Origin of the sequence: Marinicauda salina (assembly GCF_003122085.1) — a bacterium.
Taxonomy (GTDB): domain Bacteria; phylum Pseudomonadota; class Alphaproteobacteria; order Caulobacterales; family Maricaulaceae; genus Maricicauda_A; species Maricicauda_A salina.
On sequence record NZ_QEXV01000003.1, the window covers coordinates 589,216 to 603,042 of the forward strand.

The 13,827-nt window shown below is 70.4% G+C and carries 16 protein-coding genes; 14 read left to right on the top strand and 2 right to left on the bottom strand.

The features are described 5' to 3' along the window. Nucleotides 1-2 precede the first annotated feature (2 nt). Genes DDZ18_RS08435 through DDZ18_RS08450 form a run of 4 tightly spaced genes read left to right on the top strand, consistent with a single transcriptional unit; the run spans nt 3 to nt 2,391 of the window. Complete coding sequence (locus tag DDZ18_RS08435) at nt 3-911, top strand: aminotransferase class IV (protein ID WP_109252906.1); 909 nt, start codon at nt 3-5, stop codon at nt 909-911. Then, nucleotides 911-1,660, top strand: a complete 750-nt coding sequence (locus DDZ18_RS08440) for a sulfotransferase-like domain-containing protein (RefSeq protein ID WP_109252907.1) — start codon at nt 911-913, stop codon at nt 1,658-1,660. Before DDZ18_RS08435 ends, DDZ18_RS08440 begins: the two co-directional genes overlap by 1 nt. Nucleotides 1,661-1,662: 2 nt before the next feature. Continuing rightward, a complete protein-coding gene (locus tag DDZ18_RS08445) occupies nt 1,663-2,061 on the top strand; it encodes a DUF2237 family protein (RefSeq protein WP_109252908.1) in 399 nt (132 codons plus the stop codon). A gap of 12 nt (nt 2,062-2,073) precedes the next feature. Beyond that, the gene (locus DDZ18_RS08450; RefSeq protein ID WP_109252909.1) at nt 2,074-2,391 is read left to right on the top strand and encodes a GNAT family N-acetyltransferase; all 318 of its coding nucleotides are present in this window, start codon (nt 2,074-2,076) and stop codon (nt 2,389-2,391) included. Nucleotides 2,392-2,397: 6 nt separating this feature from the next. On the opposite strand, the gene DDZ18_RS08455 is transcribed toward DDZ18_RS08450, so the two are convergent. Together DDZ18_RS08455 and pyrE are read right to left on the bottom strand one after the other, a co-directional pair. Next, nucleotides 2,398-2,763, bottom strand: a complete 366-nt coding sequence (locus DDZ18_RS08455) for a hypothetical protein (RefSeq protein ID WP_109252910.1) — start codon at nt 2,761-2,763, stop codon at nt 2,398-2,400. Beyond that, nucleotides 2,760-3,362: an orotate phosphoribosyltransferase gene (gene pyrE, locus DDZ18_RS08460; protein ID WP_109252911.1), complete on the bottom strand. Its 603-nt coding sequence runs from the start codon at nt 3,360-3,362 to the stop codon at nt 2,760-2,762. Before pyrE ends, DDZ18_RS08455 begins: the two co-directional genes overlap by 4 nt. A gap of 163 nt (nt 3,363-3,525) precedes the next feature. Here pyrE and DDZ18_RS08465 point away from each other — a divergent pair, with 163 nt between their 5' ends. From DDZ18_RS08465 to DDZ18_RS08510, 10 genes are all read left to right on the top strand, one after another. Next, the gene (locus DDZ18_RS08465; protein ID WP_109252912.1) at nt 3,526-4,950 is read left to right on the top strand and encodes a serine hydrolase domain-containing protein; all 1,425 of its coding nucleotides are present in this window, start codon (nt 3,526-3,528) and stop codon (nt 4,948-4,950) included. Between the two features lie 61 nt (nt 4,951-5,011). Continuing rightward, nucleotides 5,012-6,514 carry a UbiD family decarboxylase gene (locus tag DDZ18_RS08470; protein WP_109252913.1) on the top strand — a complete coding sequence of 501 codons (1,503 nt, stop codon included), beginning with the start codon at nt 5,012-5,014 and terminating at the stop codon, nt 6,512-6,514. Nucleotides 6,515-6,714: 200 nt separating this feature from the next. Beyond that, nucleotides 6,715-7,050, top strand: coding sequence for a hypothetical protein (locus DDZ18_RS13885; RefSeq protein WP_158272110.1), 336 nt, complete (start codon nt 6,715-6,717; stop codon nt 7,048-7,050). Nucleotides 7,051-7,111: 61 nt separating this feature from the next. Next, on the top strand, nt 7,112-8,488 hold the full coding sequence (locus tag DDZ18_RS08480) for a dicarboxylate/amino acid:cation symporter (protein WP_109252915.1): 1,377 nt from the start codon (nt 7,112-7,114) through the stop codon (nt 8,486-8,488). Nucleotides 8,489-8,531: 43 nt separating this feature from the next. After that, nucleotides 8,532-9,194, top strand: coding sequence for a DsbA family oxidoreductase (locus DDZ18_RS08485; RefSeq protein WP_109252916.1), 663 nt, complete (start codon nt 8,532-8,534; stop codon nt 9,192-9,194). Continuing rightward, the gene (locus DDZ18_RS08490) at nt 9,191-9,583 is read left to right on the top strand and encodes an MAPEG family protein (protein WP_109252917.1); all 393 of its coding nucleotides are present in this window, start codon (nt 9,191-9,193) and stop codon (nt 9,581-9,583) included. The genes DDZ18_RS08485 and DDZ18_RS08490 overlap by 4 nt, the downstream gene beginning before the upstream one ends. 51 nt (nt 9,584-9,634) lie before the next feature. After that, nucleotides 9,635-11,026: a TldD/PmbA family protein gene (locus DDZ18_RS08495; protein WP_109252918.1), complete on the top strand. Its 1,392-nt coding sequence runs from the start codon at nt 9,635-9,637 to the stop codon at nt 11,024-11,026. Then, complete coding sequence (locus DDZ18_RS08500) at nt 11,013-11,789, top strand: 3'(2'),5'-bisphosphate nucleotidase CysQ (protein ID WP_109252919.1); 777 nt, start codon at nt 11,013-11,015, stop codon at nt 11,787-11,789. Before DDZ18_RS08495 ends, DDZ18_RS08500 begins: the two co-directional genes overlap by 14 nt. Before the next feature lie 4 nt (nt 11,790-11,793). Then, entirely contained in the window at nt 11,794-12,045 is a 252-nt protein-coding gene (locus tag DDZ18_RS08505; protein WP_109252920.1) for a DUF4170 domain-containing protein, read from the top strand. 111 nt (nt 12,046-12,156) lie between these two features. Next, entirely contained in the window at nt 12,157-13,827 is a 1,671-nt protein-coding gene (locus DDZ18_RS08510; protein ID WP_269845071.1) for an ABC transporter ATP-binding protein, read from the top strand.

Here is a 13,827-nt window from a genome sequence, read left to right on the forward strand (position 1 = left end):
GCATGGCCAAGGGCAGCCACGAATATCTCGACGATCCGCGCAACGCGGACGTGAAGATCTGGATCAACGGCGAACTGTTCGCCCGCGACGAGGCGAAGGTCTCCGTCTTCGATTCCGGCTTCATCCTCGGCGACGGCGTGTGGGAGGGGCTGCGCGTCCACAAGGGCCGCATCGCCTTCCTCGACCGTCATCTCGACCGTCTCTACGAGGGCGCCAAGGCGATCGATCTCGATATCGGCATGACGCGCGAGGCGCTGACCGACGCGCTGCACGCCACGCTCGACGCCAACGGCATGGAGGACGGCGTCCATATCCGCCTGATGGTCACCCGCGGGATCAAGGCGACGCCCTACCAGGGTCCGCGCGTGACGATCAGCCCGGCCACGATCGTGATCACGCCCGAGTGGAAGACGCCGAAGCCGGAGACCGCGACGCGGGGGCTCAACCTGTTCACCGTCCATGTCCGGCGCGGCTATCCCGACGTCCAGGACCCGAAGCTCAACTCGCACTCCAAGCTCAATTGCATCACCGCCTGCATCCAGGCGACCAAGGCCGGCGCCGACGAGGCGCTGATGCTCGACCCGCACGGCTTCGTGGCGACCTGCAACTCGACCCATTTCTTCATCGTCCGGAAGGGCGAGGTGTGGACCTCGACGGGCGATTACTGCCTCGGCGGAATCACGCGCGGCGCCGTGATCGAGCTGTGCCGCGAGGCGGGCATTCCCGTGTTCGAGAAGAATTTCTCGCTGACCGAAGCCTATAGCGCCGAGGAGGCCTTCGTGACGGGCACGTTCGCCGGCCTCGCCCCGGTCGCCAGCATCGACGGGCGCATGATCTCCGAGGGCCGCGGCCCGATGGTCGAGCGCCTGCAGCGGCTCTATCTCGAGCGCATCGAGCGCGAGTGCGGATGATGGCCGACGCGACGGTGCGCCTCTGCCTGTGGTCCGGGCCGCGCAACATCTCGACGGCGACGATGCGGTCCTTCGAGGCGCGCGGCGGCTGCGCGGTCTGGGACGAGCCCTATTACGGCTGGTTTCTCGCGCGCACCGGCGCCGACCATCCCGGCCGCGCCGAGACGCTGGCGGCCTGGCCGACCGACGCCGATGCGATCGCCGCGGCCTGCGCCGGACCGGCGCCGGGCGGAGAGCCCGAGTTCTTCCAGAAGCATATGTGCCAGCACATGCTGCCGGAACTCGATCTGTCGTGGACGGCGGCCTGCCGGCATCTCTTCCTGATCCGCGATCCCGCCGAGGTGGCCGCGAGCTATTACGCCACCCGCGAGACCGCGAGCCCCGACGATCTCGGCGCGGAGCGCCAACTCACGCTTTATGACGAGATCGCCGCGATCACCGGGCGCGACTGGCCCGTCGTCGAGGGCCGCGACGTGCTCGCCGACCCCGCGGCCATGCTCGAACGGGTCTGCGGCGCGCTCGACATCCCGTGGCGCGAGTCGATGCTGTCCTGGCCGGCGGGCCGGCGCGCGACCGACGGCCCCTGGGCGCCATACTGGTACAGGCGCGTGGAGGCGTCGACCGGGTTCGCCGCGCCGCAGCCGAGCCCGCACGCCCTGCCCGCCGAGCTGGAGCCGGTGGTCGCAGCTTGCCGCCCCGCCTATCTGGAGATGCGGGAACGCAAGCTGACCCCGGCGGAGGCGGACTAGCCATGCCTTTCGACCAGACCGGATCGGGCGGCGGCGGCGACCGCAACGTGCTCGACGGACCGCTCGCCGAATGCGGATCCGAGCCGAGGGCGGGTTTTTATCGCGACGGGTGCTGTCGCAGCGGGCCGGAGGATCGCGGCGTCCACACCGTCTGCGCGGTGATGACCGCCGACTTCCTCGAATTCACCGCCAGCCGCGGCAACGACCTCGCCACGCCGCAGCCGGCCTTCGGGTTTCCCGGGCTCACGCCGGGCGACGCCTGGTGCCTGTGCGCGGCGCGCTGGCTGGAAGCGTTCGAGGCGGGCGTCGCCCCGCCGGTGAAGCTGGCCGCGACACATGCGCGAACCCTCGATATCGTAAAGCTCGAGGCCCTGACCGCCCACGCCATCGACGCCAATTGAAGGAGCGCCCCGATGAAGCCCCTGGAACTCGAGGTGAAGGAAATCCGCGAAGACGACGGGGGCCGCTACGTGGCCGCCTATCCCGACGAGCCGGAATCCGAACTCACCTATCGGCTGAACGGCGACCGCATGGTGATCGAGCGCACCTACACGCCCGAGGAGCTGCGCGGCCAGGGCATCGCCCGCCGCCTCGTCGAGCAGGCCGTCGAGGACGCCCGCGAGCGCGGCTGGAAGATCATCCCGGTCTGCTCCTACGCCAAGATCGCCATCGAGCGTTCGCCCGATCTGCGCGACGTGCTCGACCCGGAGGCCGCCCGGCGCATGGAGTGACGCGCCTCAGCGCCGCGCCCGCGGCGGATCGAGGCTCTCGATGGCGTCCCTGAGGCGGTTGATCTGCCGCATGAACTGGTCGCAGTCGAACGCGCCCCTGAGCTGGTGGGCGAAGATCGGCATGAGCTCGGCGAGCGTCCGATGAACGCCGAGCCAGTCGTCCTCCTCGATCAGGCGCCGGCGCTCCACCCGGTCGGCGAGATCCTCGAGAAACGCGGCCAGCGTGCGGCACGCCGCGGCGGTCTCCGGCGCCAGGCCGGAATTGCGGGCGGCGTCGAAACCCGCATCGGCGACTTCCCGGACCCTCGACGCGGTCGGCGACCTGGACCAGGCCTCCGCTTCGTCGAGCGTCTCCAGGAAATCCGCGATCATCCGTCCGTCTTGAACTCGCTGGCCCGGAACACGGCGTGCAGCGTGACGCCGGCCTTCTCAAGATTGTCCGCCGCGCCCTCCTCGCGATCAACGACGGTGACCACGTGATCGACGGTCACGCCGTTGCCGCGGGCCTCCTCGATCGCCTGCAGAACCGAGCCGCCGGTCGTGGTGACGTCCTCGACCATCACAGCGGTCTTGCCCTCGAGATCGGCGAGGTCGAGGCCCTCGAGGCGCGACTGCGAACCGTGCGCCTTGGCCTTCTTGCGGATCCAGAAGGTGGGGATGTCGCAACCGCGCCGATGGCTCTCCAGCGCGACGCCGTTGAGAATCGGGATCGCGCCCATCTCGAGCCCGCCGATATAGTCGGGCGACAGCGGCCGGATCTCGTCGAGCATCAGGTCGGCGATGAGCGCCAGCCCCTGCGGCTGCGACATGGTCCGCTTCATGTCGAAGTAGAAACTGCTCGTCTTGCCGGAGGCGAGCGTCTTGGCTTCGCCCTCGGAAAAGGACAGCCGCCGGATCAGCGCCTTCAGCGCAGCGCGCGCCTCGGCGGGGTTCGGCGTCGAGGGCGAAGCGTCGGCGGGCTGGGCGGACATGGGAAACCTCTCGAAGTTTCGCCGGCGAGGATCGATGACCGGCGCTCGCGGCGGAGGTGATTATCACACCGCGGCGATTCTGCGCACCCGGTCAAAGCCGCCGGCTGCGCGCTTGCCCTCTCCCCACGCGCGAGCGAAAGTCGATCCGACAGGGAGGGGCCTCATGAAACGCTTCATTCTCATCGTCGTGCTCGCCGCGCTCGTGGCCGGCGCCTGGACGTTCTCCCGGACGGGTCTCCATCGCATCTACCTGCCCACGGCGACGGGGATCACCGCCAAGCAGGTCTGCTCGCTTCACTTCGTCTCCGGCCTCGCGCCGGAGCGCGCCCGCGCGCTCTACATCGATCCCCTGCTCGGCGACGCCGGCCGGTTCGTGTCGATGAGCGTCGGCGACGGCGAGGTGCGTTCGAGCATCTTCGGGCTCTACGGCCAGCGCGCCGCGTTCCGCGAGGGGCTCGGCTGCACGCTGGTCCACGACGCCGACGCCTTCGATCCCGACCTCGCCCTGCCGCGCGAAAGCGAATTCGCCCCCATGCCGCTGGACGCGGCCCATCGCGACGCGGCGTTCGACGTCGCCGCGCTCGACGCCGCCATAGACGCGGCCTTCGCCGAGCCCGAGGGCGGCGGGCGCAACACGCTCGCCGTCGTCGTGCTGCATGACGGCCGCCTGGTCGCCGAGCGCTACGCCGACGGGATCACGTCCGCGACGCCGCTGCACGGCTGGTCGATGACCAAGTCGCTCGCCGCCACGCTCGCCGGCGCGATGGTCCAGCGCGGGGAAATCGCGCTCGACGCGCCCGCCATCACCGACGAGGCCGCCCTGGAGGAAACCCCGGAGAAGGCCGACATCACGCTCGAGCACCTGCTGCGCATGACCGCAGGCCTCGACATCACCGAGGACAATGACGGCACGGATCCCAATTCCGACATGCTGTTCACGGAAGGCGACATGGCGACGTGGGCGGCGCGGCGCGAACGCCTGTTCGCGCCCGGCGAGCACTGGGAGTACATGAGCGGCCAGACAGTGCTCGCCACAGCGCGCATGCAGGAGGAGATCGAGGGCGGGCTCATCGACGATCTCGCCGGCGTGCGCGACCGCGTCTTCGAGCCGCTCGACATGGGCTCGGCGATCTTCGAGACCGACCAGGCCGGCAACCTCCAGGGCAGCTCCTACATGTACGCCGCCGCGCAGGACTGGGCGCGCATGGGCCAGCTCTATCTCGACGACGGGCTCGCGCCCGACGGGACGCGCATCCTGCCGGCGGACTGGGACGAGATCGTCGCGACGCCGACGGACGGGTCGAACGCCGCCTACGGGCTGGGCTTCTGGCTCGGCCATCCGCGCGACGAGGCGCTGGACACGGGCTATTACATGAGCGGGTTCCAGGGCCAGTTCGGCTATGTCCTGCCCGAGCAGAACCTCGTCGTCGTGCGCATGGGCGCGACCAACTTCACCTCCGACGGCGGCTACGATCTCGCTTCGGCCGTCGCCGCGGCGCTGCGCCCCGCCCCGGCGCCCGAGCCCGAGACCCCGCCCGTCGAGGAAGCTCCCGGCCCGGAGGTCCCGGAGGACGGATCGCCACAGTGATGGGCGGCGCGTCGCGCGCGTGCTAAGTCCCGCCCCGACCGAATGAAGCGGGATCCTCCTCATGGCCTACAAATCCCTGCGCGACTTCATCGAGCGCCTCGAGGCGGAGGGCGATCTGAAACGCGTCTCGCGGCCGGTCTCGACCCATCTCGAGATGACCGAAATCCAGACCCGGCTTCTGGCGAAGAAGGGTCCGGCGGTCATCTTCGAGAATCCGGTTCACGAGGACGGCCGCGAAAGCGAGATGCCCGCGCTGGTCAATCTATTCGGCACGGTCGAACGCGTCGCCCGGGCCGTCACGCTCGGCGGCGAGCCGCGCACCGACGCCGCCCAGCTCAGGGAGGTCGGCGAGCTGCTGGCCTTCCTGCGCCAGCCCGAGCCGCCGCGCGGGGTCCGCGACGCGCTCGACATGCTGCCGCTGGCCAAGACCGTGATGAGCATGCGTCCCTCCACCGTGCGCCGCGCGCCCTGCCAGGAGGTCGTGCTCAAGGGCGACGACATCGATCTCGACCGCCTGCCGATCCAGGGCTGCTGGCCGGGCGAGCCCGCCCCGCTCATCACCTGGCCGCTCGTGGTCACCAAGGGCCCGTCGGAGGACAAGCAGGACGACTTCAATCTCGGCATCTATCGCATGCAGAAGCTGGGCAGGGACAAGACGCTGATGCGCTGGCTCAAGCATCGCGGCGGCGCCCAGCACTACGCGCGCTGGAAGAAGGAAAAGCCCGAGCCGCTGCCCGCCGCCGCGGTCATCGGCGCCGATCCGGGCACCATCCTCGCCGCGGTGACGCCGGTGCCCGACACGCTTTCGGAATACCAGTTCGCCGGCCTGCTGCGCGGCGCCAAGGCCGAGCTCGTCGACTGCAAGACGGTGCCCTTGAAGGTCCCCGCCCAGGCCGAGATCGTCATCGAGGGCCACGTCATGCTCGACGAGGACGGCGAGGAAGGCCCCTACGGCGACCACACCGGCTACTACAATTCCGTCGAGCGCTTCCCCGTGTTCAAGGTCTCCGCGATCACCATGCGCGAGGACCCGATCTACCTCACCACCTTCACCGGCCGGCCGCCCGACGAGCCCTCGGTGCTGGGCGAGGCCCTCAACGAGGTCTTCATCCCGCTCCTGCGCCAGCAATTCCCCGAGATCGTGGATTTCTGGCTGCCGCCGGAAGGGTGCAGCTACCGCATCGCGGTGGTGTCGATGAAGAAGGCCTACGCCGGCCACGCCAAGCGCGTGATGATGGGCGCGTGGAGCTATCTCCGCCAGTTCATGTACACCAAATGGGTCATCGTCGTGGACGACGACATCGACGCGCGCGACTGGAAAGACGTGATGTGGGCGATCTCCACCCGCATGGATCCCGCCCGCGACTGCACCGTCATCGACAACACCCCGATCGACTATCTCGACTTCGCCTCCCCGGTCTCCGGGCTGGGCTCCAAGATCGGCCTCGACGCGACCAACAAGTGGCCCGGCGAAACCGACCGGGAATGGGGCGACAAGCTCGAGATGGACGCCGAGACGAAGGCGCGGGTGGACGCGATGTGGGGCGAGCTGGGGCTGGATTGAGGTCCTCTGCCTGTCATCACCGGGCTTGTCCCGGTGATCCAGCAGCGCGGACATCATGGATCGCCGGAACAAGTCCGGCGATGACGACCTGAGTGTGGGGCGCCTGGTTCCAGCAGAGCCAGCCCCCCTTAACCCCGCGTTCACCTCCGCGATCGGTTCCGCGTGCAATCGCGGACGCATATCCGCATTCTCAAGCTGTCATGAACGCAGCCGTCGCATCCGGCCTGCAAGGCTACCAAGCCGCCGCCGCCCAGTTCGCAAAGGCGGCGGACCGGATCGCGAATGCTCGGGCATCGACCATCCCCGACGCGTCGAAACCCGGCGCGGAAACACCTGGCGCGTCCGCCGGCGGCCCCATCGCCCCCCACCCATCCTCCGGCGGACGCGTCTCTTCCTCCTCCCCGCGCGACGTCGCCATCGACGCCATCGAGGCGGCCGTCGTGATGATGCGCGCCAATCGCGCCGCCGCGGCCGCGGCGACCTCGATCCGCGCGGCCGACGATCTCGTCGGCCAGCTGCTGGACGCCAAGGCCTGAGGATCCACAAAGCCGCCGGTCTCGTTTAAACCCTCGCTCGACCCGCCCGAGCGAGGACCCGATGGCCGAACCCACCGTCAAGCGCATCCATTACCGCTCGCTCGCCGAGCGCGCCGACGCCTGGATGCGATCGCGCCTGTGGGCGCAGGTCCTGACGGGACTTTTGCTCGGCGTCGTGATCGGCTTCCTGCTCGGCCCCGATGTCGGGCTGGTTTCGCGCAGCTTCGCGGGCACGCTGGGCGAATGGCTCGCCCTGCCCGGCCATATCTTCCTGTCGCTCATCAAGATGGTGCTGATGCCGCTGGTGGCGTCGTCGATCATCCTCGGCCTCGCCGCCGGCGCGTCCGATCCGGCCAAGCTGAGACGCCTCGGCGGCGGACTGGCGATCTTCGTCGGCGCGACGACGGTCGGCGCGGCGACGCTGGGCGCGTTTCTCGCCATGACGTTCAGGCCCGGCGCGCTGGTCCAGGCGAGCCCCGTGCCCGTGCCGCGCCTCAAGCCGCCGGTTCCCGGCGCGGCGGACGCGCCCGGCGCCGCAGAGGCCGCCGACCCGTTCGCGGAGATGGCCGCCCAGGCGCCCTCGCTCATCGTCGGGCTGGTGCCCGACAACCCGCTCGCCTCGGCGGTTCAGAACGAGATGCTGGCCGTGGTCATCTTCTCGATCTTCCTCGGCGTGGCCTATGTGGCGTCGAACAACAAGGCCAAGCTCGACCCGCTCATCAAGGTGCTCGAGGCGATGCTCGAGGTCTCGATGACGGTGGTGAAGTGGGCGATGTATCTCACCCCCTACGCGGTGTTCGGCCTGACCGCCCAGCTGATGGCGCGGCTCGGCGTCAATTCGCTGGTCGCGCTCGGCGCCTATGTCGCCACCGTGCTGGCCGGGCTCGCGGCGCTGCTCGTCGCCTATTTCGTCATCGCCGCGGTGTTCGGCCGCATCGCGCCGGCCCGGCTGCAGCGCGCGATCGGCGACGCCCAGCTGCTGGCCTTCTCGACCTCGTCCTCGGCGGCGGTCATGCCGCTGTCGATCGAGACCGCCGTGGAGAAGCTGCGCGTGCCGTCCTCGGTGGCGAGCTTCATCATCCCGCTCGGCGCCACGGTGAACATGGCCGGCACCGCGCTCTACCAGGCCGTCGCGGTGATCTTCGTCGCCCAGGTCGCCGGCGTGACCCTCGGGCCGAGCGAGACCGCGATCATCGTCATCACGCTGGTGGCCGCCTCGATCGGCGCGCCGGGCGCGCCGGGCGTGTCGATCGCGATCATGTCCGGGCTGATCGCCAATTTCGGCATCCCCGCCTACGGACTCGTGTTCGTCCTCGGCGTCGACCGCTTCCTCGACATGGCGCGCACGGCGGTGAACGTGACCGGCGATCTCACGGCGGCGCGCGTGCTCACCCGCGACGGGCCGGAGCTCAGCGCCGAGGAGGCGCGCCACAGCTGATCGGGCCTTCCGCGAGGCGGGGCGCACGACTAGCATCCGGATCATGGCGAAGGTCACCGTCGACATCGTCTCCGACGTCGTCTGCCCGTGGTGCTGGCTCGGCCATCGCTACTGGGCCGCCGCGCGCGATCTCGCCCCGGAGATCGAGACCGAAACCTTCCTCAGACCCTTCCAGCTCGACCCGACCGTGCCGCGCGAAGGCGTCGGCTATCGCGACTACATGAAAGCGAAATTCGGCGGCGGCGCGTCGGAACACTGGAAAGCGATGCGGGACCATCTCGAGGCCGCCGCGCCGGAGGCCGGCATCCGTTTCCGCTTCGACGATATCCCGGTCCGGCCGAACACGCTCGACGCCCACCGCGTCATCCGCTGGGCGCAGGGCCAGGGTCTGGGCGAGGCCGCCGCCGACCGCCTGTTCCGGGCCTTCTTCGACGAGCTTCGCGATGTCGGCGACCGCGCCGGGCTCGCCGACCTCGCCGACGAGATCGGCCTGCACCGGGACGTCGTCGCCGGCCTGCTCGCCGAGGACCGCGACCTCGAGGAGGTCCAGCGCCAGGAACAGCTCTACCGCTCGCTGGGCGTGACCGGCGTGCCCTGCTTCATCTTCAACGGCCGGTTCGCGATCGCCGGCGCCCAGGCGCCCGAAACGCTGGCCGACGCGTTGCGCAAGGCCGCCGCGGGGGCGGAAACGGAGGACGCGCGATGAGCGCTCTCGAAGCGGCGGGCTTCTACACCGCCATCAATCTGATCATCCTGATGGTGCTCGCGCTGCAGGTCTCGCTGCAGAGGCGGGAGGCGAAGGTGAGCCTCGGCGACGGCGGCGACGAGCCGCTGCGCCGGCGCATCCGCGTCCACGCCAACGCCGCCGAGTGGATGCCCGGCGCGCTCGTCGGGCTGGTGATCCTGGCCCTGCTCGACGCGCCGACCCTGCTTATCCACGGCCTCGGCGCGACGCTCGTGGTCGGCCGCGGCCTGCACGCCTACGGGCTCGGAGGTTCTTCGGAATCGAGCTTCGGGCGCTTCACCGGGACGGTGCTGACGATGCTGGTCTATCTCGGCCTGGCGCTCGCGCTGTTCTGGGAAGCGATCAGCTGAGCCGTCCACGCGCGTTGCGCGTCCGGCGCAAGGAGCGCTATAGCCGCGGCCATGACCGATCCCGCACTCGCCAAGTCCGGCGGCGCGCCGACCGACGCGCCGCCCGACCCCGAAAGCCTCGCCGAGCTCGCCGAGGACCTCGTCGCCCGCGCGAAGCGCGCCGGCGCGGAACAGGCCGAGGCCCATGTCAGCGAATCCCGCTCGCTCGAGGTCGGCGTCCGCGAGGGCGCGCTCGAGGAGGTCGAACGCTCCGAATCGCGCGACGCCGGCGTGCGCGTGCTGATCGGCAAGCGCCAGGCGGGCGTCGCCTTCTCCGATCTCTCCGAGGCCGGCTGCGCGCTGGCCATCGAACGCGCCGTGGCGATGGCCAAGGCCGCCCCGGAGGACCCCTGGTGCGGCCTCGTCGAACCCGATCAGCTCGCCCGCGACCTGCCCGACATCCCGCTCTACGAGGCGATGGATTTCGACCCCGACGCGCTGGAGCGCGCCGCGCTGGCCATGGAGGCCGCCGCGCTGGCCGTCGAGGGCGTCGAGACGACGGCTTCCGCCGGCGCCAGCCTGGGCGTGGGCGCGTCGGCGTTGGCTGCGTCGACGGGCTTCCGGCACGCCCGCCGGTCATCGAGCTGCGCGATGGGCATCGCCCCGATCGCCAAGCGCGACGGCGTCATGGAGCGCGATTTCGAGTCGCATTCGTCGCGCCGCCGCGGCGAGTTGAAAACGCCCGAGGAGATCGGCCGCATCGCCGGCGAGCGCGCCGCCGCCCGTCTCGGCGCCGAACGCCTGCCCACCGGCAAGCAGCCCGTCGTGTTCGATCGCCGCGTCGCGACGGCCTTCATCTCCGCCCTGCTCGGCGCGATCTCCGGCCCGGCGATCGCGCGGGGCACGTCTTTCCTCAGGGACAAGATGGGCGAAGCGGTGTTCGCGCCCGGCATCGACATCCTCGAAGACCCGCTTCGCGCCTGGGGCTTCGGCTCTCGCGCCTGCGACGCCGAGGGCGTGGCGACGAAGCCGCGCGCCCTGATCGAGGACGGGGTGCTCACGACCTGGCTGCTCAACGCGGCGTCGGCGCGCCAACTCGACCTGCCGCTCACGGGCCACGCGTCGCGCCATCTCGGCGCGCCGCCGGGCGCGGGCGTGTCCAACGTCCATCTCGCCGCCGGCGAGCTCGACCGCGACGGCCTGATCGCCGAGGCCGGCGACGGGCTGCTGGTCACCGAGATGTTCGGGCCCTCGCTCAACGCCAATACTGGCGACTGGTCGGTCGGCGTGGCGGGCTTCCGCATCGCCGGCGGACGCATCGCCGGGCCGGTGAGCGAGATCACCGTGGCGGGCAATCTCCTCGACATCTTCAAGCAGCTCGTCCCCGGCTCGGACCTCGAGTTCGATCACGCCGTGAACGCGCCGAGCGTGCTGGTCGAAGCGCTGTCCGTTGGCGGAAGCTGACGCCGATCTCGCGCTGATCGGTGACGCCGCGCGCGAGGCCGGCGAGCGGATCATGGGCTTCTACGGCCGCAAGCCGCGGATCTGGGACAAGGGCGGAAACGATCCGGTCAGCGAGGCCGATCTCGCCGCCGAGGCGCTGCTTGAGGACCGCCTGCGCACCGCCCGGCCCGACTATGGCTGGCTGTCGGAGGAGGCCGAAGACGACGGTTCGCGGCTGACCGCCGCGCGCAGCTTCATCGTCGACCCGCTCGACGGCACGCGCGCCTTCGTCAAGCAGCGCGACGGCGAGTTCGTCGTTTCCGTCGGGCTGGTGGAGAACGGCCGGCCGATCGCCGGCGCCGTCTACGAGCCGGCCGGCGAGGTCCTGTACGCAGCCCGCCGCGGCGGGGGCGCGTTCCGCAACGGCGAGCCGATCCGGGTCTCCGACGCCGATTCGATCGCCGGGGCGCGCATCCTCGGCGATCCCGGCCGCCTCTCCGCGCTCAGGGATCTCGGCGCGAGCGCCCATACGGTCAATTCCATCGCGCTGCGCCTGGCGCTGGTCGCCGAGGGACGCTACGACGCCGTCGTCGCCGTCCGGGGCAAATGGGACTGGGATCTCGCCGCGGGCCATGTCCTGATCGAGGAGGCCGGCGGGCTGATCACCTCCGACCGCGGCGAGCCGCTCGCCTACGACGCCGAAACGCCGCGCCGGCCGCCGCCGCTGGCGGCTGGTCGCGCCTTGCACGCGCTGTTATTACAGCGCCTTTCCAGGGAGACATGACCGCATGAGCGAACAGGACGCCCCCCAGCTGCTTCATCTCGTCATCGGCGGCGAGCTGAAGGAGGTCGGCCCGCGCGCCCACGAGTTCAAGGATCTCGACAAGGTCGAGTTCGTCGGCGCGTTTCCCGACTACCAGTCGGCCAAGGAAGCGTGGAAGGCGGCCGCCCAGCGCACCGTCGACAACGCCCACATGCGCTATTTCGTCATTCACGCCCATCGGCTGCTCGACCCGGCCGAGGGCGATCCGCAGGGCTGAGTCCTGGGGCCGCCCGCCATCCCTGACGATGCGGCGCCCGACGCCGCGAGCTCGCGCCGCATCGCGGGGCGGCTGTGGCGGGACTGGATCGCGCCGCACTGGCGCCTGCTTCTGCTCGCGCTCGGCCTGTCGGCGCTCACAGCCGCGGCGGCCTCGGCCTATCCCGCGCTCGTCGAGCACGTCTCCAACCTGATCGACGCGCGCGACCGCAGCGTGATCTATCTCGCCCCGGCGCTTATCCTGGCGCTGACGGGTTTCCGGGCGCTGACGCTCTACCTGCAGACGCTGACGACGAACCGGCTGGCGCTGGCGATTATGCGCGACCTGCAGATCGCGATGTACGCCCGGCTGATCGCGGCGGATTTCGCGCGCCTGCAGGGCGAGGCCGTCGGCGCGCTCATCTCGCGCTTCACCAACGACATCACCATGCTGCGCGAGAGCCTGATCCGCTCGGCGAACAATCTGCTGCGCGACAGCCTGACCATCGTCGGCGTGCTGGGCGTGATGGTCTATCTCGACTGGGTGCTGACCCTGGTCGTCGTCGTGCTGATGCCGCTGGCGGGCCAGCCCGTCCTGCGCATCGGCAAGGCGATCCGAAAGCGCTCCACCGATGTGCAGAGCCAGATGGGCGACGTCACCAGCTTCCTCGAGGAGAGCTTCGCCGGGGCGCGCACGATCAAGAGCTTCTCGCTCGAATCCTACGCGCAGGAACGCTCCGAGACCCGCTTCCGCGAGCGTTTCCGGCTGATGCTGTCGATGGTCGCCCAGCGCGCCCGCATCGAACCCGTCATGGAAGTCGCCGGCGGGCTGGCGATCGCGGTGGTGTTCGCCGTCGCCGGCTGGCGGGCGGCCAACGGCGCGACCGATCTCGCCGACCTCGTGGCCTTCATTTTCGCCCTTCTCGTGCTCAGCCCGTCGGCCCGCGCGCTGGGCTCGCTGTTCGGCGTGATCCAGGAAGGCCTCGCCGTGCTCCAGCGCGTCTTCGCCGTGCTCGACGAGGAGCCGGCGCTGCTCGAGGCGGCCGACGCCGCACCGCTGAAAATCGACGGCGGCGCGATCGAGTTCGACGATGTCGAGTTCGGCTACGCCGGCGACCAGAGCGCGCTCGATCACGTCTCGCTCACCGTGCCCGCCGGCGAGACCGTCGCGCTGGTCGGCCCGTCGGGATCGGGCAAGACGACGCTGCTCAACCTGATCCTCCGGCTCTACGATCCCCGCTCCGGCCGGGTGCAGATCGACGGCCAGGACATCCGCGGCGCGACCTTCGCCTCGCTCCGCGGCGCGATCTCGCTGGTGAGCCAGGAAAGCACGCTGTTCGACGACACGGTCCGGGCCAATATCGCGCTGGGCAAGCTCGACGCGAGCGACGCCGAGATCGAGGCCGCCGCCAAGGCCGCCGACGCCGACGACTTCATCAGCCAGCTCCCGCAGGGCTACGACACGCCGGTGGGCCCGCGCGGCTCGAACCTGTCGGGCGGGCAGCGCCAGCGCATCGCCATCGCACGCGCCGTCCTGAAGGACGCCCCCATCCTGCTGCTCGACGAGGCCACCTCGGCGCTCGACGCCCGGTCGGAAGCCCGCGTGCAGGACGCGCTGGATCGCCTGAGGAAGGGCCGCACGACGCTGGTCATCGCCCACCGGCTGTCGACCGTGCGCGCCGCCGACCGGATCTGCGTGCTCGAGAACGGGCGCGTCGTCGAAACGGGAAGTCACGACGCGCTCGTCGAGAAGGGTGGCCTCTACGCCGACCTCGCGAAGCTGCAGTTCCGCGACGGCGAGTGA

Coding starts and splice junctions, on each gene's coding strand:
- DDZ18_RS08435 (WP_109252906.1), top strand. CDS start 3: ATGGCCAAGGGCAGCCACGAATATCTCGACGATCCGCGCAACGCGGAC.
- DDZ18_RS08440 (WP_109252907.1), top strand. CDS start 911: ATGGCCGACGCGACGGTGCGCCTCTGCCTGTGGTCCGGGCCGCGCAAC.
- DDZ18_RS08445 (WP_109252908.1), top strand. CDS start 1,663: ATGCCTTTCGACCAGACCGGATCGGGCGGCGGCGGCGACCGCAACGTG.
- DDZ18_RS08450 (WP_109252909.1), top strand. CDS start 2,074: ATGAAGCCCCTGGAACTCGAGGTGAAGGAAATCCGCGAAGACGACGGG.
- DDZ18_RS08455 (WP_109252910.1), bottom strand. CDS start 2,763: ATGATCGCGGATTTCCTGGAGACGCTCGACGAAGCGGAGGCCTGGTCC.
- pyrE (WP_109252911.1), bottom strand. CDS start 3,362: ATGTCCGCCCAGCCCGCCGACGCTTCGCCCTCGACGCCGAACCCCGCC.
- DDZ18_RS08465 (WP_109252912.1), top strand. CDS start 3,526: ATGAAACGCTTCATTCTCATCGTCGTGCTCGCCGCGCTCGTGGCCGGC.
- DDZ18_RS08470 (WP_109252913.1), top strand. CDS start 5,012: ATGGCCTACAAATCCCTGCGCGACTTCATCGAGCGCCTCGAGGCGGAG.
- DDZ18_RS13885 (WP_158272110.1), top strand. CDS start 6,715: ATGAACGCAGCCGTCGCATCCGGCCTGCAAGGCTACCAAGCCGCCGCC.
- DDZ18_RS08480 (WP_109252915.1), top strand. CDS start 7,112: ATGGCCGAACCCACCGTCAAGCGCATCCATTACCGCTCGCTCGCCGAG.
- DDZ18_RS08485 (WP_109252916.1), top strand. CDS start 8,532: ATGGCGAAGGTCACCGTCGACATCGTCTCCGACGTCGTCTGCCCGTGG.
- DDZ18_RS08490 (WP_109252917.1), top strand. CDS start 9,191: ATGAGCGCTCTCGAAGCGGCGGGCTTCTACACCGCCATCAATCTGATC.
- DDZ18_RS08495 (WP_109252918.1), top strand. CDS start 9,635: ATGACCGATCCCGCACTCGCCAAGTCCGGCGGCGCGCCGACCGACGCG.
- DDZ18_RS08505 (WP_109252920.1), top strand. CDS start 11,794: ATGAGCGAACAGGACGCCCCCCAGCTGCTTCATCTCGTCATCGGCGGC.